Genomic DNA, 21,447 nt, shown 5'->3' with positions numbered 1-21,447 from the left:
ATACTATTATGTTTTATCTCTTGTTATATTGTTTTTTCTATTTATTCTTAAGATAATAATAGAAGAAAAAAATAACAATCTTATGGTTATTTTTGGTGTTATCTTGGTTCTTATATTATCTAGTGCTCAATTAATTTTAACAGGATATGAGTACAATATACCCAATTTTATTAATTTTAAAAGCGAAAGTATAAAGATTGGTGGTTTTATATTTTCCTTATTGTATATTATTTTAATGCCAAGAAGATATTCTAGATGATTTTTTCAAAGATATAATAAAATGTCAGAATTGATTTAGTTACTGAACTAATTGTTGATAACGCTACAGCTCTGAGTATTTATCAGCTAGAAAAGGAAAAATAATGATGGACTATATAGATGTTACAATTTCCACTCAATCTACTTGGCAGGATATTTTACTGTACTATTTTTTATCTTTGGTAATATTATTTTTACTTCTTATTATTAAAGTTATTATAGAGAAAATAGGAAATTATATTCTTTCTGTTTTTTCATTCTTTATAATAATCATGTTTGGAACTGCTCAATTGTTTATTGTTAAATATGATGGTTATCATGAAATTACATCAATGTTTATTAATTTAAATAGTGAGGTAATTAGCGTAGGTAGTGTGATATTTTCTATTTTATATGCTTTGGCTCTACCAAGAAAATTCGTTAATGAAACAAGGCGTTAAATTAAAACGCCTTGTTTTAATTATTTAATAAATTCTGTCATCCCAAATACTATAACCGCCAGTACCTGCGATAAGGTGATTCCAGGTAATGTTTGTATATTTTAACGAAATACTTGGTTTGGTGGAAACCGTGAATTTGGCTCAAGGAGCAGTACCAAATAGCCGGAAAGTGAATAGCAAAGTTCTGACTGAGGATATCAACATTACGTCTCAGGATATTTTTAATGAGCAGGCGATTTATTTGGGTGATAAGGCAAATTTGGATAACTACAAAATACCAGGGATTTATTACCAAGATTACAATATTTATGCCCAAAATGGTGCTAACTACCCTGAATCGCTTGCTGGTTCACTTGTCGTTCTGAAAAATAATGCTGTGACTCAACGTTATTTTGTTTATAACAGCAGCCGGATATATACACGCAGCCAATATCACAATTTACCATGGACACCTTGGGCCCAAGAATATAACACGCTTAATAAACCCACCGCGTCGGATATTCAGAGTGAACCGCGCGATACCACCACGATTGATCTTACTGGCCTAAATACTGAACGTTATTATCCGGTTTGGTGGAGCCTCCCACCTAATGTCGGAGCGAATTCTTGGTTAACACTTCATAGACCCTATCCATATGATGCAGAAAAAAAACCATTCGGTGAAGGTGTGACACATGTTGCCGGATTACTTGCACAAATAGAAGGGGGGATGTTCCGTGGGGAGGTGATGCCCGCTATCTTAATATTAAACGCATAAATCAAACCTATCGTAAAACGGTAAAAGCAATCCGTCACGCCATGATAAGCATCGCCAGACCCGTTGACGGCAAATATCCCCTTTATGGCGATGTAAAATCCGGTGATATTGTAGATTGTTACGTTTATAGTGGTTGTTATTTACGTGGTGGTTTAACCTATTTTACGACCAGCAATTTTCAGTCAATCCGTTATTCACGTGAAGAAGGAGAGACAGAAATACATAGATGGTCAAGTGAAGATCTTAAGCGGGAAATGAAGTGGATGGTGAAATCATTAGCCATCAATGATCCATTATTAGGTGAAGAATATACTGATAATACAATACCTTATTCTCTGGATTATGACACACGTTATCAAAAGAAACCATAATGAGGATATATGATAATATTAAATAAACTAATAGACAAAAATGGCTATGAATATGTTAATGTGCCAGCTGAACCCCATCAATTAATCTCAATGGGTTTCAGTGTTCAAGAAGCTAAAGCATTATATCAGAAGGCCATTATCGAACAGAAAAATAAAGCCTATCACCGCCAAAAATATTATTTATTAGAACAAGCAACAATTAAAATGGCACCATTGCAAGATGCCATTGATTTAGGCATTGCTACTGATAACGAAATAACAATGTTGATGGAGTGGAAGAAATATCGCGTTGCATTAAATCGAATGGATACCACGGCACAAGATATTGAATGGCCAGAACAACCAGAATAAAATGAATCATTTTTATGGTGGTAATTTTTAATTAAATTTAATATTACCATCTATAAATAGCCAGCCATATTAAGTTGGCTATTTATATAATTTAAATTTTTTCATTATATATTCCAAATAATACCGCTGATTTTATAGTCATCAATTCTTATTGCAGAGAAATTATTATTTATAATTTTCTTCTTATTATTAGTGATTTTTATGGATTACCAGGAGACATTGAGTGTTACTGGTTTAATTACAATAATATTTAATTAAATATAGATACATAAAGTTCTGAAATTAATTATGAGTTTTTAACTTCAAGAATTAAAAACGTTTTCTGAAAAAGATGTTAATGAATTTAATATAAAAATAGTTTCAGAAACGATAAATAATTAAAATTTAGTTTATAAGTTTTAAATCTACGGCCTGAAAAACAGGCCGTTATTATTTTATTCTGGCTTTTCAGGCCAGTTAATATCTGGCGCTGATGAAATATCAATTCGGCTCAGTAATACTAAATACTTTTTCCAATCTAACAACAATAGCTTTTCTTTTTCTGAGGAGAATTCAATATCTACAGCATGTTGTAACAATGTAACTGTTTCATTCGCTTGTCGTAATAGTGCTGCCCTCTGCTGCTCTGCCTGTTTAATCTGGCTATCCTTTATAGCATATTTATCAGTTACCCACTGTTTACCATCCCATTTATCAAAATCAGTGACAGGTTGTTTGAATGTCAGATATTCTGGTAGTTCACCTATAGCAGTAATTTCATATTGTGCTAGGGTTTGCATGTTATAAGCTATTTTTCCTCGGTAATCAGGTACAATTTGCCAATAACTTTTATCTTCGTTGCGGCAAACAGCCATGTCATCAGAATCTGGAAGTTTTGGTGCATCTGGATAAGAATTAGCTGGAAGTCCTACTCCTTCCATTAGATATTCTGGTCTGGCACCAATAAATTCTCTGGAATAAGGCTCTGCATTGTAGATTGTCAACCACCCAGACTTGGTTGCTAATCCGTTATTTCCCAATATTGCGGTTTCTGGTTCTAAGGAATATTTTTGTTTCTGTGTTGTCATTACGCTGCTCTCACTATGTAGTTAAATGCGATATTACGGGGACGTACTCTAAATGTAGATAATGAAACTGCACCAGTAGGATTTAATGGGGTCGAAAAATATTGGCCGCTCCCGAATTCTGCTTCCTCAAAATCACTAGCCATAATTTCTGATGGATAATTACTTGAAAAACGATTAATAGGAGGAGATACCAATAATCCTATATTTGCAGAGGCTGCATGGGTGTAAAGATTAGGTAACTTTGTTGAATTCTGGTGGGATAATATCTCCCTTCCTGAATCAATACTTCTCCCATTATCCCAACCTCGAATAAATTCACCACGTAGATCAGGGAGTGTGCCAGAGGGATACGCTTCCCCTAATTTAGGGTACATAGATTTGTCAAACTGCTGGCCACTACAAATAAGATAACCTGCTGGTGCAGTTGGCTTAGACCACGGTAATGGAATACCAACAAGAATATCATCCTCTGTTAATATTTTACGTTTCCCCCTGAAGTTACCATTTTTATCAAAAGCATAAGTGGAAATGCTGAATGCTTCTGAATAACCCCCATACCCGAAAGAAAGCCCGCGAGCATGCTGAGGGCTATCAACGTTAGGGTGAGCTATATGAATTGCTAAATCACCCAAATTACCAATTCCATTAGGTCTTAAAAAACCTGAACGTCCCAAATGACGTGAATTAGGATCATCATAATAGTTTGCAGTTTTAGCTAATATATAACCTGATGTTTTTGTATCCGTATTCAATTGAATAAATCGACTGTCAGACTCTGATTTAGAATAATGCTCATTAGCTATTGCAACATAGCCGTTCTTTCGAGGGAGTTGAACAACATTTATATTTGAGGAGTCAGACTCACGATATCCTATTGCACAAAAAGAATCTGCTTCATGAGAAGTGGCTTCTATGAAGACATATCGACCATCGCTTTTTGTTAGTGACAAACTGGAATAATTTCCACCTGTTTTAATATTGTGATTGCCTGACGTGAATGATTCAGTTGAGTCCTTAGGAAGAGCATTTTTCGCCAAATTCACGGTTTCCACCAAACCAAGGTTTTTAAAAACTCGCCAATTCGTGATAATTTCAATAATAATAGTCTCATATTGGTATTAGGCAGGGTTACATATGGCAAAGATTGGCTATGTTCGGGTGTCAACAAATGACCAAAACAGTGATTTACAGCGAAACGCATTGATAAGTATAAATTGTGAGCAAATTTTTGAGGATAAAATTAGCGGAAAAACATCCAACAGACCAGGTTTAAAACGAGCTTTAAAACAACTTAAAAAAGGTGACACTCTGGTTGTTTGGAAACTGGATCGATTGGGGCGTAGCGTAAAAAATATGGTAACTTTAATTTCTGATTTAAGTGAACGCGGTATTCATTTTCAAAGCTTGACTGATAGCATTGATACCAGCACTTCTATGGGGCGATTTTTCTTTCACGTTATGAGTGCGCTGGCTGAAATGGAACGGGAATTAATCGTTGAAAGAACGAATGCAGGATTAATAGCGGCTCGTGCCCAAGGGAGAATTGGTGGTAGACCAGTGTCACTTTCATTCATTGAACAACAACAAGCAGCAAGATTGCTGGCAAAAGGCCACACACGGAAACAGTTATCATTAATTTACAACATATCGTTATCTACAATATATAAATATTTTCCAGTAAATAAAGTAAATTGTCGATCAAATTAATGTTTGCAGTGCGGCTAGTTAAACGTTTAATTTTGTATTAGTAATATCCAAGGCTAATTGGTTCTTAATTTATGCAAAATATATCAAGTTTCTTTATCTATGCAAAAAACTTCCGCCGCACTATACATACAATAAAGAAACAACGGAATAAGTTGACAATCAGCTATTGCTAGCAAAAGAGTCTATTGTGTATGAAATCCACTGCATCTGGACGTTTTTGGGTAAAGAATTGCCATCAGCATAGGATTTACACATCTAAGTAAATTAATTTATTTACAATTGAAAAGTGTGTCAGTACCTGGAAATCACCAGGTAAACGCGACCAATAAAGTTGATTTCATTAATTGCACAGTCAAAAGTTACGTCGTTATCACAAACTCGGATCTTACTGACTGGGATTTTTGTAATTTTTTTAATGCTGTGCATGCCCTCAATATCAATTAACCATAAACCATCTTGAACATCAGGTTCTTTTGTATCTAGCAAATACCAGGTTTTATTGTTATCGACAATAAGAGGTTTTTTTATTTCTCTGGCAATCAGTTGATTATCTAAAATCACTGGATCGTCATCGCTCAGCTTTCCACCAACCAATTTAACGCGTTGTATTTTCGGGGTAATAATGTTTTTTAAAGATTCCTTTTTCTCTTCTCCATCAGGGAACATTTCTCCTTGTCCTGTGCTTAGCCATAACAATGAAGCATTGGTTTCAAGGTTGCATTGAATAACCCAATCGGCTGGAAAGCTGTCCCTTAAATAACGGTTTGCCATTGTGCTTTTAGACACACCTAAATGGTCGCTCAATGCTTGACGTGATTTAAACCCATATGCACTAACAAGGCGTTCGATAGCTTGCTTTCCTCCACTATCTGCACCCATTTTTATCTCAGTTATGTTTTTTTTCATTGAAAGTACAGTTTGGTGAGTTTGCCGTCTCCACAAAGCCCTCTGATTAAGGGCTATAGTGATCCCAAATAAATTTATTAGATTCGATAGGGGATATTGCATCATGGGCATATAAATTTCAATCTATATACTTTGTGAAACTATGTCATCTAAATAAAGAGAAAAAATCTTCCAATCGATAAAATAAGAAAAACTTATTAATTACAATGGATTGTGATCGGAAAGAAACCTTTTTAACCATTAATTATTTCAATAAAAACAATAATTAATATATTAACACTATCAAATATAGTTCTCAAAAAAGATGAAAAATCACTTTAAATTTTTCTAATCAACGTGTACTGTTCTTATATACAGTTATGTTATACGGAGGTAAGTTTGTCAGTGGACTTTCTTATGGAATCAGTAATAGCGCAACGTATTAATTTTATAGCTAGAATGGCAACGAGCAGTGAATGTAATCATGCTGAAGATAAAGAACTTGCTTTAGTTTGGATTGCTGAGTTGTCGACACCACTTGCAAAACAACTTATTAACCACCACGAAACGCTTGAAGAATAAATGCGGCAGATAAATGTGGGAATTCTGTATGATAAATAATCTAAAGTTTCTAAGTTGATAATGATTGTATTGGAAAATGAGCTGAGAAATAGACTTTACCTATGAATTCTGCAAATTTTGGAAGATATGATTAATTATTAAATTAGCCACTGAAAAGTGGCTTCTTGCTTCTCATTTGTACTGTTTCCTTAACAATATTGTTTCATTGGTTCTCTCCCACTATTCAGCGCACCATAACACTTTAACTTACTGCCTATCTCAATAGGGCTATTTTATTTGCCATTTTGAACCTGGACAGTGCTCAAAATCCTCACGTACTACGTGTACGCTCCGGTTTTTCCGCGCTGTCCGTGTTCAAACTGCCTGCAACAATTACGCCTATTGAGATAGGCTCTTAACAATATTGACTAAATTAGAGGGGGTATACCTAATGAAAATAATTGCACAGCAGAATGATACTGTTGATGCTTTATGCTGGCGTCATTATGGTCGGACTCAAGGCATGACAGAACAGGTACTATTAGTTAACCCAGGCTTGGCCGAATATGGTGTAATTCTGCCACATGGCACAGAAGTTGAGATGCCGGAAATTATGACAGCTACAACGAAACCTATTTTGCAACTATGGGATTAAATATACCCATACTAATTTGATGGTTTTAAACAGAGTTATCACTCTATACCCAATGGATTTCAAGATGCATCGCGACGGCAAGGGAGCTAATCCCCGGGAGCATAATAACTATGTGACCGGGGTGAGTGAGTGCAGCCAACAAAGAAGCAACTTGAAAGATGACAGGTATATATCAGGAAATTAAACTTATCTATTTTGGCTAGATAAATAAACAGTTGAACTGGAACGTTATACTTAATATATAATCAAGCAGCGAAAATTTGAATTTTTTGAACTATTAGAGTCAAACTTTAACAAAAGAATTACCTAGTAACATAGATTACATAAAGGCCTTTCTCAATTACGGGAAGGGCTTTTTAATTTATGTTGTTATATTTTCCCTTTTCAAGAAACTTGTTTTGTCTTTCTTACAATTCCTCTTTGATGTTGGCAGCTGTCTTTGCTGGCATTCTTTCATACATAAATCCACAACCACCAAATGGCATTTTTCCAAACATGGATACACAACTAACAGAACTTTTGCGCTTATTGCGTAACCTGATCAGAACTGGTGTTGTTACCGAGGTAGATCATGCCCGAGGTATGTGCCGAGTCGCGACAGGTAATCTTGAAACCGATTGGCGACCTTGGTTGACAATGCGAGCAGGTCATTCCCGTACTTGGTGGTCTCCTAGTGTTAGTGAACAGGTTTTATTACTATCCGTTGGTGGAGAATTGACCACCTCCTTTGTATTACCGGCTGTATATTCTGATCAATTTCCAGCGCCATCAGCTTCTTCCGAAGCTGTCCATATAGCTTTTCCTGATGGAGCAGTAATGGAGTATGAACCGTTATCTGGTGCATTAAAGGTAACTGGTATAAAGACTGCTAAGGTACAGGCTTTATATTCCATAGATCTTGAAGCGACAAATATAAAACTAAAGGCATACAACGAAATAAAACTGGAGTCATATAACGAGATTAAACTGGATGCAAAAAACAAAATTGAATTGAAAGCACTCAACGAAATTGGGCTAGATGCAACAAAAGAACTCAAAATGAAATCACATGAAGTCAAGTGTGAAGCAGAAGAAAAAATCGAATTGAAGGCATCAGAACTGACGTTGAAAGGAAACACGAAACTGGAAGGTAATGTTGAAAATACAGGCGGAAAACTCAGTTCTAATGGTGTGACCTTACATTCTCACCAACATACCGGCGTTATGGCAGGCGGTGCGACAACAGGAGGCCCAGTATAATGATGTACCTTGGAATGAATCGACAAACCGGTCGTAGCCTGACGGATCTGGATCATGTACGCCAGTCTGTCAGCGACATCTTACTAACCCCCATTGGTAGTCGTTTAGCTCGTCGTACTTATGGTTCTCTGCTACCTGAATTAATTGACTGGCCACAGAACGCGGCTCTACGCCTGCAAATTATGGCAGCCACCTATACAGCTATTAGCCGCTGGGAACCGCGAATTAATCTGACAGCTATCACCATAAATACCCAACAAGACGGCAAAATGACAGTAGATATCTCTGGTCATTATCAGCTGTCCCCTGGGGGGGTTTCTCTATCTATCCCTGTGAGGTAAAACAATGCCGACCATTGATCTAAGCCAGTTGCCGCCACCTGATGTAGTCGAGCCACTGGATTATGAAAGCCTGTTGGCTGAACGTAAAGCCAAATTAATATCTCTTTATCCTGAAGAGCAACGGGATGCTATTACACGAACATTGGAATTGGAATCCGAACCTCTGGTTAAGTTACTTGAGGAAAATGCTTACCGGGAATTGATATTGCGCCAGCGGGTTAATGAAGCTGCTCGTGCAGTAATGTTGGCCTATGCAACCAATAGCGATTTAGACCAGTTAGGAGCGAACTATAACGTTACCCGAGCAGTTATGGAGCCTGATAGCACCTTCCGTGATCGCATCCAAAGAGCCTTCGAAGGGCTAAGTGTTGCAGGGCCAATAGGTGCGTATGAATATCATGCTCTTAAGGTTAATGAAAGTATTCATGCAAATAAAAGTGAATATAAAGGTGAATATCAAACTGTCGCAGATGTTTCCGTCATCAGCCCATCACCAGCCAATGTGACGGTGACTGTTTTGTCGCGGAAATGGAAATGGGAAAAAGATAAAGAAGACGAAGAAGATAAAGAGCATAGCGGTGTAGCTTCACAAGAGTTACTGGACAAAGTGATTGCGGCACTTAATGACGAAAACGTCAGACCAGTTGCTGATCGGGTAAAAGTGCAGTCAGCCAACATAGTGGAATATCAAATTGATGCTGTGCTTTATCTTTATCCGACACCTGAATCTGAACCTATCCGTAAATTGGCTCAACAAAATATGGATAAGTACGTGCTAGATCAACATAAATTGGGGAGAGATATTCGGTTATCTGCCATTTATGCTGCCCTGCATGTCTCAGGAGTACAACAGGTAGAACTGAGAGCCCCGACGAAGGACATAATTCTGTGTAAAGATCAAGCTCCTTATTGTACTGGTGCAAAACTGGAAATAGGTAAAACACAAACTGCTGATTGTTCCAAACCAAATCCAGGTTTGATAGTGGGAGGTTCTGATGAATGACCGCCTGTTACCAACAGGTTCTACGGTTTTGGAGTTGGCTGCTGCTAAGGCATGTTCACAATTGCAAAATATTCCAGTACCGCTTCGCCAACTCTGGAATCCTGATACTTGCCCTGAAGAGTTATTACCCTATCTGGCGTGGGCGTGGTCGGTTGATCGCTGGGACGAAAAGTGGTCGGTAAGCACTAAGCGAGACGTGATAAAAAACTCGCTGTTTCTACACAAACATAAGGGAACCATTGGTGCCGTCCGTCGCGTGGTAGAACCGCTTGGTTATCTCATTCAAATAAAGGAATGGTGGCTGAACAACGAAACACCGGGCACATTCCGGTTGGCGATAGGAGTACAGGAAAACGGGATCACCGAAGAAACTTTTTTAGAGCTGGAACGGCTAATTTCTGATGCCAAGCCTGTAAGTCGTCATTTGATAGGTTTGTCAATCAACCTGGATGTTAAGGGCGAATTTTATTGTGCTGCAACGAGTTATAGTGGAGATGACCTCACTGTTTACCAATATCTCCCTGATGTCATAACAACTAGCGACAATGCTCCTTTAGGGGCAGCAATTCATTTGATCGAGACAGATACATTGAGGGTTTCACCATGAAATACTTTGCAATTTTAACCAACCTGGGAGCGGCGAAACTGGCGAACGCTGCTGCTTTGGGGACAAAAGTCGATATTACTCACATGGCTGTTGGTGACGGTGGCGGTAAATTACCAGATCCTGATGTCAATCAGACAAAATTAGTTAATGAAAAGCGTCGTGCTGCAATTAATACATTAGGCGTCGACCCGGTAAACACCAACCAAATTATTGCCGAACAAATTATCCCTGAAAGTGAGGGTGGTTGGTGGATGCGTGAAATTGGTCTGTTTGACAGTGAAGGTAACTTGATTGCAGTAGCAAACTGTCCGGAAACCTATAAACCACAATTACAGGAAGGTTCGGGTAGAACACAAACTATCAGAATGATCTTGATTGTCAGCAATACGGATTCGGTAACGCTGAAAATCGATCCCTCTGTAGTTTTAGCAACTCGTGATTATGTAGATAGCTCTATTCAGAAACATGAAAAAAGCCGTAATCACCCAGATGCCACGTTGACAGAGAAAGGTTTTACAAAACTTAATAGTGCCATTAACAGTAATGATGAAACTACAGCAGCAACACCCAAAGCGGTAAAAGTAGCTTATGATAATGCTAATAGTAAATTGGCAAAAAACCAAAATGGCGCGGATATCCCAGATAAAAATGCTTTTGTAAAAAACCTTGGTTTATTGGAAAAGCTGATCCCGATAGGTGTACCACTTCCTTGGCCGACGGCTACACCGCCGGATGGGTGGTTACAATGCAATGGTGCGGCCTTTGATAAGTCGAAATTTCCGGAATTAGCCAAGGCTTACCCTGGTGGTAATTTGCCCGATTTGCGCGGTGAATTTATTCGCGGTTGGGATGACAAACGTGGCGTTGATCCGGATCGTACATTATTGGTATGGCAAGAAGGGTCTTATTTAGTACAGCAAGTTGATCAAGCTATTGATAATGTTGTTAACTTCTCAATTAATGAGCGTACAAAATTACAATGGGATACTCCCCAAAGTAAAGATATTCAATTAAGAGCTAGAGCTTCTGAAGATTTAATAACGACTTGGACTCCCAAGGCAGCTCATATAGGGGTATCAAGGCCACGTAACGTAGCGTTTAACTATATTATAAGGGCAGCATAATGAGCACGCCTGTACTCGAAGTGATTCCTGTGGGAATACCTCTTCCCTGGCCGATTGACATACCACCAAATGGGTGGGTGAAATGTAATGGGGCAATCTTTGATAAGTCTTTATATCCAAAATTAGCGGAAGCTTATCCCAGTGGTAGATTACCTGATTTACGTGGTGAATTTATCCGGGGCTGGGATGATGGACGTGGGGTGGATATCGGTCGATATCTCCTATCCTTTCAATTGGCAGATATTGCTCCACATAGTCACAGGATTGGACGGATGTGGTCCAACTCAAATGGTGGAACCGAGAAGGTGGGTACACCAAGCTATATTCTCAATAGTGTCTACCAAAACGTTAACTACGGCATTGATCCTCGCGGACTAGGCATCGCTATAGGAATGGGAGCGGGTGGTTTCGGTTATATGGATAATGCGATTGCTGCTTCAACAGGAATAGAAACACGTCCACGAAATGTGGCATTTAATTACATTGTGAGGATTGCCTGATGAATAAGGCTGTACTGGATAAAAATAATATTGCTATCAGTACCGGAAGTATCGTTGTGTTTAATTACGATGCGATTACGCTGGAATATTTAAACAGTTCTGATGAGTATCTTCCCGTTGGTGTCGGTCTTCCTGCTAATTCCTGCACAGACGCGCCACCTGAAAACCAAGGGGGATATGCCGCCTGCCGTTCATCTGATTTAACTAGTTGGCAAATTGTACCAGATTATCGAGGAAAAATAGCCTACGACACACAAACTGGGGAACAGAAGGAAATCATTAAACCTGGTGAGTTATCAGAAACGCTGACGTTCAAACAGCCAAGCACTGATTTTGATAAGTGGGACGGTGAAAGATGGGTAACGGACATTGAAGCTCAAAAAGCCAATCAGATTAAACAAGCAGAACAACAACGTTATCACCTTCGCCAACAGGCTGATGAAGCCATGACTTTATTACAATATGCTATTGAGACTGAGATGGCCTCAGACACAGAAAAAGCATTATTGCTTGCCTGGAAGAAATATGTGGTATTACTGAGCCGTGTTGATACTTCAATGGTTTCAGATATTGAGTGGCCACAAATACCAGAATAATACAATTATCAAGACCGAGCATTATTCTGTCCCCGGTCTTTTTTCAGTGATGACAGGCTATGTTAGCCTGTCGATTTTCGATGCTTTTGAAGTATCAACCTGGTTAAGTATGGCTAGGTATTTTTTCCATTCCAATAAGACCTGGCGCATTAGGTAAACACTTATTGATTAACCTAAAGAGTCAGAGTAGAAAAAGACCTGCGGTTTGTGAACGACAGGCCTATATTATTTATACCGGTTGTGTGGGCCACTCAATATCTGGTGCTATGGTGGGATTAATGCGGTTTGCTTGTATTCGGTATTTTTTCCAGGCTTTGAGCCGCTCTATCTCTTCCAGAGTTGCTTCATCTAGATCAACAGCATCCTGTAAGGGAGAAATAGTATTGCTGGCAAGGGCTAGCAATTCTTCTTTATGTCTCTCTGCTTGAGCAACTAACTCGCCCTTTGTGTACTTACGCGGAATAATAGCGCTATTTATATATTGCCATTTGCCAGAAATATCACAAGAATCAGGCAGATTACTTACCTCAGCTACACTCATTCCATCTGGGTTAAAAGCTGATACATCTCCTGATATAGAAGATTTTTCAAAACTCACTAATCCGTGAAATTTCCAACAGAATAGTCTCGTATTGGTACTAAGCGGGGGGTATATATGGCAAAGATTGGCTATATTCAGGTGCCAATAAATGACCAGAACGGTGGTTTATGAAAAAATGCGTTGATAAGAGTAAATTATGAACTATTTTCGAGGATAAATTTGTAGTAAAAACAACCAATTGAAGATTTAATTTTATACTATACAACAAGCATTTATGAGATTTCATTTTGCATAAAATATAAATTTTATTTATATTAAATTCAACTATGCTAACTCCATTGCCAAACAAAGTTTAGGTCAGTTATTTTCAAGATAATCAGAAGTAAAATTAAATATGGACAGTAAACCCGAAGTTATAAGCTGTGAGTTCTATCAATAAAACGCCCGAATTTTTTCTGGAATCGCTCAGCCAATTGCAAAGTAGGTATTAAAATACAACTACCCAGTAGTTTGGATGGATATCTGGCTTCATAATTTCGCCAAATTATAATAATATAACATTACAATGGCGTGATTTATTTTTATCAGCAACAAAATAATGATAAATTTTCTCAGCTCAAAAAAAGCCTCTGTACATTGAAAATACAGAGGCTTTTTTCAACTTCTTATTATAAAACGATTATTCTACGGTCACTGATTTAGCCAAATTACGAGGCTGATCAACATCAGTTCCTTTGATCAGAGCAACATGATAGGAAAGCAATTGCAGTGGTACTGTATAAAATATTGGTGCGATCAGCTCTTCAACATGCGGCAACGGAATAATCTTCATTCCTTCACTATCAGTAAAACCCGCGTCCTGATCAGCAAAAACATATAGCAATCCACCACGAGCACGTACTTCTTCGATATTAGATTTCAGTTTTTCTAACAGTTCATTATTCGGAGCTACAATGATAACCGGCATATCTGCATCAATCAGTGCCAGTGGGCCATGTTTTAATTCACCAGCAGCATAAGCTTCAGCATGGATATAAGAAATCTCTTTTAATTTCAGAGCGCCTTCAACCGCAATCGGATATTGATCACCACGACCAAGGAATAAAGCATGGTGTTTGTCAGAAAAATCTTCCGCCAGCGCTTCAATAATTTTATCTTTCGATAACATGCTTTCGATACGGCTTGGCAGTGCATGTAATGCATGAACAATTTCTTGCTCCTGCTCTGCATCAACACCTTTCAAGCGTCCAAGGTAAGCCACCAGCATCAATAATACTGTTAGCTGAGTTGTAAACGCCTTAGTTGAAGCAACGCCAATTTCTGCACCGGCTTTGGTCATCAGAGCAAAATCAGATTCACGTACTAAAGAAGAACCCGCTACGTTACAAACAGTCAATGATGTGAGATAGCCAAGTTCTTTAGATAAACGCAGTGCTGCTAATGTATCCGCAGTTTCACCCGATTGAGACAATGTGATCAGTAAGCTTCCTGAACGGCGTGCTGATTTGCGGTAACGAAATTCAGAAGCAATTTCCACATCACAAGGAATACCAGCCAATGCTTCAAACCAATAACGGGAAACCATACCTGCGTTATAGGATGTACCACAGGCAACAATCTGAATATGCTCTACTTTAGCTAATAATTTAGCTGCATTAGGGCCAAGTTCAGACAGATCTACTTGTCCATGACTCAAGCGCCTTTCCAAAGTGCTTTTAATTGCCATTGGCTGTTCATAGATCTCTTTTTGCATGTAATGACGGTAGATACCTTTGTCACCAGCATCGTACTGAATATTGGATTCAATCTGTTCCCGTTCAACCGGTTTGCCCTGAGTATTAAAAATACGCACAGTACGACGAGTGACTTCAGCGATATCCCCCTCCTCAAGAAAGATAAAACGACGAGTAACAGGCAATAGCGCCAACTGATCAGACGCCAGAAAGTTTTCTCCAACGCCCAAGCCTATAACCAAAGGACTACCCGATCTTGCAGCAATTATTGTTCCAGGATCACGGCTATCCATGATGACTGTACCATAAGCACCACGCAACCGAGGAATAACTCGTTGAATAGCTTCCAACAAAGTACCACCTTGTTTTTGTTCCCAATGAACAAGGTGGGCAATAACTTCTGTATCAGTATCCGAGATAAACTGATAACCGAGTGCAATTAATTGAACGCGTAATTCTTCATAGTTTTCAATAATACCGTTGTGAACAACAGCAATATAATCAGATACATGCGGGTGAGCATTTTTCTCGTTTGGTTCGCCGTGTGTAGCCCAACGGGTATGAGCAATACCTGTCCCACCAAGGACTGGCTGCTTACCAACCTCATCAGCAAGTACTTGTACCTTACCGACTTCACGCAGGCGAAACATATTTTTTTCGTTATCAACAACCGCCAAGCCAGCGGAGTCGTAACCTCGGTATTCCAAACGACGAAGTCCTTCAATCAGGATTTCTGCAATATCTCGTTGTGCTACTGCACCAACAATTCCACACATCAGTTTTATTCCTAAAAATAGGGCTGATGAAAGCCCTTTATATGTCAAGAGCCTGATTGTTTTCCGGTTTTTCCGGTCCCCGAGCCTGTAGAGTGGGGATTATTATTTTATTTTTTTTCTTTCACCGGGCGTTTCCACCCTTGAATATGTGTTTGTTTAGTTCTGCTTACAACCAGTTCATTTTCAGCGATGTTTTTTGTCACTGTTGTCCCCGCTCCGATTGTAGCGCCTTTAGCAACAGTCACCGGAGCAACAAGCTGAGTATCAGAACCAACAAAAACATTGTCACCAATAATAGTCTTAAATTTATTAGCGCCGTCGTAGTTACAAGTAATAGTACCTGCACCAATATTTACATCACGGCCAATGTCTGCGTCGCCAAGATAAGTCAAATGTCCAGCTTTAGAACCTTTACCCAGATAAGATTTCTTCATCTCAACGAAATTCCCTACATGGGCTTTTTCAGCAAGTTTAGAACCGGGACGCAAACGTGCAAAAGGCCCAACAGTACAACCAGTTTCCATTTCAGAATCTTCAACTATTGTATAGGGGCTAATAATAGAATCATCACCAATGATGCAATTCTTCAACACACAACCGGTACCAATCTGTACGTTATTACCAAGGGTTACATTACCCTCAATAATGACATTAGTGTCAATAACCACATCACGGCCATGAATTAATGTACCACGTAAATCAAAACGGGCAGGATCCAACAACATAACACCCGCTAGTAATAATTGTTCCGCTTGCTCAGATTGATAAATCCGTTCAAGAGCGGAAAGTTGAAGACGGTTATTTACACCTTCCATTTCACTCAAGCGAGTTGGATGCACCGCTTCAATTTTTCTACCTTCTTTATAAGCCAACGCAATCACATCAGTAAGGTAATATTCACCCTGAACATTGTTGTTATCCAATTGGGACAACCAACGTTTTAAATCACTACCATTAGCAACCAAAATACCTGTGTTTATTTCATTGATTTTACGTTGTTCTTCAGTCGCGTCTTTTTGCTCAATGATGCCCGTTACTTCTCCGTTTTCACGAACAATACGACCATAACCTGTTGGATTGTCCAAAATTGCTGTCAATAAACCGATACCACCCTCAGGTTTAACAGCGAGTAGGCGTTCAAGGGTATCTGCACCAATAAGCGGTACGTCGCCATACAATATTAAAATATCTTCATCACCAGCGAAATGTGGTGCTGCCTGCTGCATCGCATGACCAGTCCCTAACTGCTCTGCTTGTAATACCCAGTTCAGTGTTTGATCAGAAAGGGTTTGCTCTATCAGGTCACCACCATGTCCATAAACTAGATGAACATTTTTAGCCCCTAATGCCATTGCAGTATCAATCACATGCTGAACCATAGGTTTACCGGCCAGCAAGTGCAGCACTTTAGGGAGATCAGAGTACATGCGGGTTCCTTTACCCGCGGCAAGGATCACAACACTTTTTGCACTGTTAGACATAAGAAACCCGATAACTCTAATTTAAGAGAGAAAAGTAAACCTGTTTATAAGATAAATTACTACATATTTCGCAATACAAAAAAGCCAGTTAGCTCACACCAACTGGCTTTTTTATTTAACTGCCTGTATTACATCGCTTTTTTTGTTAACTCGATTACACGAAGTTTCGCAATCGCTTTAGACAATTCAGCTGATGCCTGAGCATAGTCAACATCACCGTGAGAATTACGGATGTGTTCTTCAGCTTTACGTTTAGATTCCAACGCCTTAGCTTCATCCAAATCTTTACCACGGATCGCAGTGTCAGCCAGTACGATAACGCCGCTCGGTTGTACCTCAAGGATACCCCCAGAAAGGTAAATGACCTCTTCTTCACCGAACTGCTTAACAATACGTACCATGCCAGGTTTTATGGCAGTCAGTAGCGGAGCATGTCCTGGGTAAATGCCCAGTTCACCTTCACTACCTGTCACCTGAATTTTCTGTACCAAACCTTCAAACATCCGGCTTTCAGCACTGACAACATTCAGATGGTAAGTCATTGCAGCCATGTCAACCTCCGGTCAGCCGTATTAAAGTTTCTTCGCTTTTTCCACAGCTTCTTCGATGGTGCCAACCATGTAGAACGCCTGTTCTGGTAAGTGGTCATAGTCGCCGTCTAAGATACCTTTAAAGCCACGGATAGTGTCTTTCAGGGAAACGAACTTACCTGGTGAACCAGTAAAGACTTCTGCAACGAAGAATGGCTGAGACAGGAAGCGCTGGATCTTACGAGCACGCGCAACTACCAGCTTATCGTCTTCTGACAGTTCATCCATACCCAAGATGGCGATAATATCTTTCAGCTCCTGATAACGTTGCAGGATAGACTGAACGCCACGAGCAACATTATAGTGCTCTTGACCAACAACCAATGGATCGAGCTGACGACTGGTAGAATCTAACGGATCAACCGCAGGGTAAATACCCAAAGAAGCGATCTGACGACTCAAAACTACGGTTGCGTCTAAGTGCGCAAAAGTCGTTGCCGGAGATGGGTCAGTTAAGTCATCCGCCGGTACATAAACAGCCTGTACGGAGGTAATAGAACCGGTTTTGGTAGAAGTAATACGTTCTTGCAGAACACCCATTTCTTCCGCCAGAGTTGGCTGATAACCTACCGCAGATGGCATACGACCAAGCAGCGCAGATACTTCAGTACCCGCCAAAGTATAACGATAGATGTTATCAACAAATAACAGAACATCGCGGCCTTCATCACGGAACTTTTCAGCCATTGTCAGACCAGTCAGCGCAACACGTAGGCGGTTTCCTGGTGGCTCGTTCATCTGACCATATACCAGAGATACTTTATCCAGTACGTTAGAGTCTGTCATTTCGTGGTAGAAGTCGTTACCTTCACGAGTACGTTCACCTACACCGGCAAATACAGAGTAACCCGAATGCTCAATCGCAATGTTACGGATCAACTCCATCATGTTTACGGTTTTACCTACACCCGCACCACCAAACAGACCAACTTTACCACCCTTAGCGAATGGGCAAATTAGGTCCATTACCTTAATACCGGTTTCCAGTAGTTCTTGAGAGTTAGATAACTCTTCATAGCTTGGAGCCGGGCGATGAATAGCCCAACGCTCTTCTTCACCGATATCGCCTTTCATGTCGATTGGTTCACCCAATACGTTCATGATACGGCCCAATGTCGCTTTACCAACCGGAACTTCAATTGGATGGCCTAAATCAGTGACACTTAAACCACGGCTTAAGCCATCAGAAGTACCCATTGCAATACAACGAACAACGCCGCCGCCCAACTGCTGCTGAACTTCCAGCACCAACTTAGCTTCGCCGTTTTGAACCTCAAGAGCATCGTATACTTTTGGTACGGTATCTTGAGGGAATTCGACGTCCACCACGGCGCCGATTACCTGGATAATCTTTCCAGTAGCCATCTTGAATCCTCTACGTAATTCATAAACCTAGCTGTTAAACCGCGGAAGCGCCCGAGACAATCTCGGTCAGCTCCTGAGTTATGCTGGCCTGACGAGCTTTGTTATAAACCAACTGCAACTCTTTGATCAGGCTACCACCATTATCAGTTGCGGCTTTCATCGCCACCATTCGTGCGGCCTGTTCACTAGCCAGGTTTTCAACGACGCCCTGATAAACCTGCGATTCTACATAACGACGCAGCAGTATATCTAGCAACGCCTTAGGATCAGGTTCGTATAAATAATCCCAGGATTTCTTCTTCAGTGTTTCATCATCTCCGGCAGGCAGAGGTAATAACTGAGTAATAGTCGGTTCCTGGGACATTGTATTGATGAACTTGTTTGTCACCACATACAGTTTATCCAGACGTCCCTCATCGTATGCCCGCAGCATGATATTCACTGGCCCGATCAATTCAGACAGTGAAGGGTTATCTCCCATGCCTGTTACCTGAGCAACAACGTTGCCCCCAACAGAAGCAAAGAAAGAGGTAGCTTTAGAGCCGATAAGCGCCAGATCACACTGGACACCTTTATCAGACCAGTCTTTCATTTCTGAAAGCAGTTTTTTGAACAGATTAGTATTCAAACCACCGCACAAGCCACGATCGGTAGAAACAACCAGATACCCGACACGTTTGGTTTCACGCTCTTCAAGGTATGGATGTTTATATTCCAGATTACCTAACGCAAGGTGACCAATCACGCTGCGTATGGTTTCTGCATAAGGACGACTGGCCGCCATGCGATCCTGCGTTTTACGCATTTTGGACGCAGCAACCATCTCCATCGCTTTAGTGATTTTTTGCGTGTTTTGCACGCTGGCGATCTTGGTACGTATCTCTTTTGCGCCGGCCATTCCTGATTCTCCTCATTAACCAGACGGCCCATGTTTAATTAAACCGGGCCGAATAGTGTTACCAGGATTGAGTTGCCTTGAAGGAATCCAGCAGAGCTTTCAGCTTTGCTTCGATCTCTTCGTTGTAACCACCAGACTGGTCAATCTCTTTCAGAAGATCAGCATGTTCACGGTTGGCATATGCAAGCAACGCAGATTCGAAATCAATAACCTTAGCAATTTCGATATCTTCCAGATAACCACGTTCCGCAGAAAACAGAGACAACGACTGTTGTGCAACAGACATTGGCGCATACTGTTTCTGTTTCAGCAATTCAGTTACTTTTTGACCATGATCCAACTGCTTACGGGTTGCATCATCAAGGTCAGAAGCAAACTGAGAAAACGCTGCCAGTTCGCGATATTGAGCCAGAGCAGTACGAATGCCCCCAGACAATTTCTTAACGATTTTAGTCTGAGCAGCGCCACCTACACGGGATACGGAAATCCCTGGGTTAACTGCTGGACGAATCCCCGCATTGAACAAACTAGATTCCAAGAAAATCTGACCATCAGTAATTGAAATAACGTTTGTTGGTACGAATGCTGATACGTCACCTGCCTGAGTTTCAATGATAGGCAGGGCCGTCAGAGAACCGGTTTTACCTTTCACTTCACTATTAGTGAATTTTTCCACATATTCAGCATTAACACGTGCCGCACGTTCCAGTAAACGAGAGTGCAGATAGAAAACGTCACCTGGGAATGCTTCACGTCCTGGCGGACGACGGAGCAACAGAGAAATTTGACGATAAGCTACAGCCTGCTTAGACAAATCATCGTAAACAATCAGCGCATCTTCACCGCGGTCACGGAAGTATTCGCCCATTGCACAACCCGAATATGGTGCCAGGTATTGTAATGCCGCAGATTCTGAAGCAGTTGCAACAACCACAATAGTATTGGCAAGAGCACCATGCTCCTCTAATTTACGAACAACGTTCGCAATAGTAGAAGCTTTCTGACCAACTGCGACATAGACACATTTTATGCCTGAGTCACGTTGGTTAATTATTGCGTCAATAGCCAGTGCTGTTTTACCCGTCTGACGGTCACCGATAATCAGTTCACGTTGACCACGACCGATAGGGATCATAGCGTCAACGGATTTATAACCAGTTTGTACCGGCTGATCAACAGATTGACGGTCGATAACACCTGGAGCGATCATTTCAACAGCAGAGAAACCATCATGCTCAACAGGGCCTTTCCCATCAATTGGCTCCCCCAGCGTGTTTACTACACGACCAAGCAGACCACGACCAACAGGTACTTCAAGAATACGGCCAGTACATTTGACCTTCATACCTTCTGCTAAGTCAGCATACGGACCCATTACAACCGCACCTACGGAGTCACGCTCCAAGTTCAAGGCGATTGCATAACGATTGCCAGGCAGTGCGATCATCTCACCCTGCATAACTTCGGCTAAACCGTGAATACGAATGATACCGTCGTTAACGGATACAATCGTACCTTCATTGTGAGCTTCACTCACTACATTGAACTGAGCAATGCGCTGCTTGATCAGTTCGCTGATTTCGGTGGAATTCAGTTGCATA

Annotated in this window: 26 protein-coding genes and 1 pseudogene; 15 read left to right on the top strand and 12 right to left on the bottom strand. The window is 40.4% G+C overall.

The window, feature by feature from the left end:
• Both LGZ98_RS16025 and LGZ98_RS16020 read left to right on the top strand, forming a co-directional pair.
• The coding region (locus LGZ98_RS16025; protein WP_262978281.1) for a hypothetical protein at positions 1-259 on the top strand (259 nt) is incomplete at its 5' end.
• Positions 260-362: 103 nt separating this feature from the next.
• Positions 363-698, top strand: coding sequence for a hypothetical protein (locus tag LGZ98_RS16020; RefSeq protein ID WP_113041856.1), 336 nt, complete (start codon positions 363-365; stop codon positions 696-698).
• A gap of 24 nt (positions 699-722) precedes the next feature.
• Here LGZ98_RS16020 and LGZ98_RS16015 read toward each other — a convergent pair.
• A pseudogene (locus tag LGZ98_RS16015) lies at positions 723-812 on the bottom strand (type VI secretion system tube protein Hcp); the annotation flags it as partial.
• On the opposite strand from LGZ98_RS16015, the gene LGZ98_RS16010 reads away from it, so the two are divergent.
• The 3 genes from LGZ98_RS16010 to LGZ98_RS16000 are packed head-to-tail and all read left to right on the top strand — an operon-like array spanning position 787 to position 2,177.
• Positions 787-1,455, top strand: a complete 669-nt coding sequence (locus tag LGZ98_RS16010) for a pyocin knob domain-containing protein (RefSeq protein WP_113041857.1) — start codon at positions 787-789, stop codon at positions 1,453-1,455. The pseudogene LGZ98_RS16015 and the gene LGZ98_RS16010 sit on opposite strands and share 26 nt — an antisense overlap.
• 41 nt (positions 1,456-1,496) lie before the next feature.
• Positions 1,497-1,826: a hypothetical protein gene (locus tag LGZ98_RS16005; protein ID WP_113041858.1), complete on the top strand. Its 330-nt coding sequence runs from the start codon at positions 1,497-1,499 to the stop codon at positions 1,824-1,826.
• Between the two features lie 9 nt (positions 1,827-1,835).
• A complete protein-coding gene (locus LGZ98_RS16000; protein ID WP_113041859.1) occupies positions 1,836-2,177 on the top strand; it encodes a tail fiber assembly protein in 342 nt (113 codons plus the stop codon).
• Positions 2,178-2,611: 434 nt separating this feature from the next.
• On the opposite strand, the gene LGZ98_RS15995 is transcribed toward LGZ98_RS16000, so the two are convergent.
• Together LGZ98_RS15995 and LGZ98_RS15990 are read right to left on the bottom strand one after the other, a co-directional pair.
• The gene (locus tag LGZ98_RS15995) at positions 2,612-3,244 is read right to left on the bottom strand and encodes a tail fiber assembly protein (RefSeq protein ID WP_191214811.1); all 633 of its coding nucleotides are present in this window, start codon (positions 3,242-3,244) and stop codon (positions 2,612-2,614) included.
• Complete coding sequence (locus LGZ98_RS15990) at positions 3,244-4,281, bottom strand: phage tail protein (protein WP_223121419.1); 1,038 nt, start codon at positions 4,279-4,281, stop codon at positions 3,244-3,246. The genes LGZ98_RS15995 and LGZ98_RS15990 overlap by 1 nt, the downstream gene beginning before the upstream one ends.
• A 97-nt stretch (positions 4,282-4,378) precedes the next feature.
• Here LGZ98_RS15990 and LGZ98_RS15985 point away from each other — a divergent pair, with 97 nt between their 5' ends.
• Positions 4,379-4,951 (top strand): recombinase family protein, encoded by a 573-nt coding sequence (locus LGZ98_RS15985; RefSeq protein WP_113041861.1) that lies wholly within the window; start codon positions 4,379-4,381, stop codon positions 4,949-4,951.
• Between the two features lie 291 nt (positions 4,952-5,242).
• On the opposite strand, the gene LGZ98_RS15980 is transcribed toward LGZ98_RS15985, so the two are convergent.
• On the bottom strand, positions 5,243-5,857 hold the full coding sequence (locus LGZ98_RS15980; RefSeq protein ID WP_113041862.1) for a phage repressor protein CI: 615 nt from the start codon (positions 5,855-5,857) through the stop codon (positions 5,243-5,245).
• 396 nt (positions 5,858-6,253) lie between these two features.
• Between LGZ98_RS15980 and LGZ98_RS15975 the strand changes: the two genes are divergently transcribed.
• From LGZ98_RS15975 to LGZ98_RS15935, 9 genes are all read left to right on the top strand, one after another.
• Positions 6,254-6,418 (top strand): hypothetical protein, encoded by a 165-nt coding sequence (locus tag LGZ98_RS15975; protein WP_191214813.1) that lies wholly within the window; start codon positions 6,254-6,256, stop codon positions 6,416-6,418.
• 430 nt (positions 6,419-6,848) lie between these two features.
• Positions 6,849-7,052, top strand: a complete 204-nt coding sequence (locus tag LGZ98_RS15970; RefSeq protein WP_011144439.1) for a tail protein X — start codon at positions 6,849-6,851, stop codon at positions 7,050-7,052.
• A 495-nt stretch (positions 7,053-7,547) separates the two neighbouring features.
• Positions 7,548-8,291 carry a phage baseplate assembly protein V gene (locus LGZ98_RS15965; protein WP_113041886.1) on the top strand — a complete coding sequence of 248 codons (744 nt, stop codon included), beginning with the start codon at positions 7,548-7,550 and terminating at the stop codon, positions 8,289-8,291.
• Positions 8,291-8,632, top strand: coding sequence for a GPW/gp25 family protein (locus LGZ98_RS15960; protein WP_113041863.1), 342 nt, complete (start codon positions 8,291-8,293; stop codon positions 8,630-8,632). Before LGZ98_RS15965 ends, LGZ98_RS15960 begins: the two co-directional genes overlap by 1 nt.
• 4 nt (positions 8,633-8,636) lie before the next feature.
• Complete coding sequence (locus LGZ98_RS15955) at positions 8,637-9,635, top strand: baseplate assembly protein (protein ID WP_113041864.1); 999 nt, start codon at positions 8,637-8,639, stop codon at positions 9,633-9,635.
• A complete protein-coding gene (locus LGZ98_RS15950) occupies positions 9,628-10,242 on the top strand; it encodes a phage tail protein I (protein ID WP_036783328.1) in 615 nt (204 codons plus the stop codon). Before LGZ98_RS15955 ends, LGZ98_RS15950 begins: the two co-directional genes overlap by 8 nt.
• Complete coding sequence (locus tag LGZ98_RS15945) at positions 10,239-11,366, top strand: phage tail protein (RefSeq protein ID WP_262978280.1); 1,128 nt, start codon at positions 10,239-10,241, stop codon at positions 11,364-11,366. The genes LGZ98_RS15950 and LGZ98_RS15945 overlap by 4 nt, the downstream gene beginning before the upstream one ends.
• Entirely contained in the window at positions 11,366-11,866 is a 501-nt protein-coding gene (locus LGZ98_RS15940; RefSeq protein ID WP_112896321.1) for a phage tail protein, read from the top strand. The genes LGZ98_RS15945 and LGZ98_RS15940 overlap by 1 nt, the downstream gene beginning before the upstream one ends.
• Positions 11,866-12,462, top strand: a complete 597-nt coding sequence (locus LGZ98_RS15935) for a tail fiber assembly protein (protein ID WP_262978279.1) — start codon at positions 11,866-11,868, stop codon at positions 12,460-12,462. Before LGZ98_RS15940 ends, LGZ98_RS15935 begins: the two co-directional genes overlap by 1 nt.
• Before the next feature lie 57 nt (positions 12,463-12,519).
• Here LGZ98_RS15935 and LGZ98_RS24310 read toward each other — a convergent pair whose 3' ends face one another.
• The 8 genes from LGZ98_RS24310 to atpA all read right to left on the bottom strand — a co-directional run bounded on the left by LGZ98_RS24310 (position 12,520) and on the right by atpA (position 21,446).
• Positions 12,520-12,612: a tail fiber assembly protein gene (locus LGZ98_RS24310; RefSeq protein WP_113041867.1), complete on the bottom strand. Its 93-nt coding sequence runs from the start codon at positions 12,610-12,612 to the stop codon at positions 12,520-12,522.
• A gap of 79 nt (positions 12,613-12,691) precedes the next feature.
• Positions 12,692-13,060, bottom strand: a complete 369-nt coding sequence (locus tag LGZ98_RS15930) for a tail fiber assembly protein (protein WP_262978278.1) — start codon at positions 13,058-13,060, stop codon at positions 12,692-12,694.
• A 622-nt stretch (positions 13,061-13,682) separates the two neighbouring features.
• Entirely contained in the window at positions 13,683-15,512 is a 1,830-nt protein-coding gene (gene glmS / locus LGZ98_RS15925; RefSeq protein WP_262978277.1) for a glutamine--fructose-6-phosphate transaminase (isomerizing), read from the bottom strand.
• A gap of 107 nt (positions 15,513-15,619) precedes the next feature.
• Positions 15,620-16,993 carry a bifunctional UDP-N-acetylglucosamine diphosphorylase/glucosamine-1-phosphate N-acetyltransferase GlmU gene (gene glmU / locus LGZ98_RS15920; protein WP_262978276.1) on the bottom strand — a complete coding sequence of 458 codons (1,374 nt, stop codon included), beginning with the start codon at positions 16,991-16,993 and terminating at the stop codon, positions 15,620-15,622.
• A 128-nt stretch (positions 16,994-17,121) separates the two neighbouring features.
• On the bottom strand, positions 17,122-17,544 hold the full coding sequence (locus tag LGZ98_RS15915; RefSeq protein WP_011144452.1) for a F0F1 ATP synthase subunit epsilon: 423 nt from the start codon (positions 17,542-17,544) through the stop codon (positions 17,122-17,124).
• Positions 17,545-17,565: 21 nt separating this feature from the next.
• On the bottom strand, positions 17,566-18,948 hold the full coding sequence (atpD, locus tag LGZ98_RS15910; protein WP_011144453.1) for a F0F1 ATP synthase subunit beta: 1,383 nt from the start codon (positions 18,946-18,948) through the stop codon (positions 17,566-17,568).
• A gap of 34 nt (positions 18,949-18,982) precedes the next feature.
• Positions 18,983-19,846, bottom strand: a complete 864-nt coding sequence (gene atpG, locus LGZ98_RS15905) for a F0F1 ATP synthase subunit gamma (protein ID WP_112878700.1) — start codon at positions 19,844-19,846, stop codon at positions 18,983-18,985.
• A 58-nt stretch (positions 19,847-19,904) separates the two neighbouring features.
• Complete coding sequence (gene atpA / locus LGZ98_RS15900; RefSeq protein ID WP_113041872.1) at positions 19,905-21,446, bottom strand: F0F1 ATP synthase subunit alpha; 1,542 nt, start codon at positions 21,444-21,446, stop codon at positions 19,905-19,907.
• Position 21,447: the final 1 nt, after the last annotated feature.

It is taken from the genome of Photorhabdus kayaii, from assembly GCF_025384895.1.
Taxonomy (GTDB): Bacteria; Pseudomonadota; Gammaproteobacteria; order Enterobacterales; family Enterobacteriaceae; genus Photorhabdus; species Photorhabdus kayaii.
The sequence above is the reverse complement of the archived record's forward strand: the minus strand, read 5'-3'. Positions and strand labels throughout refer to the sequence as shown.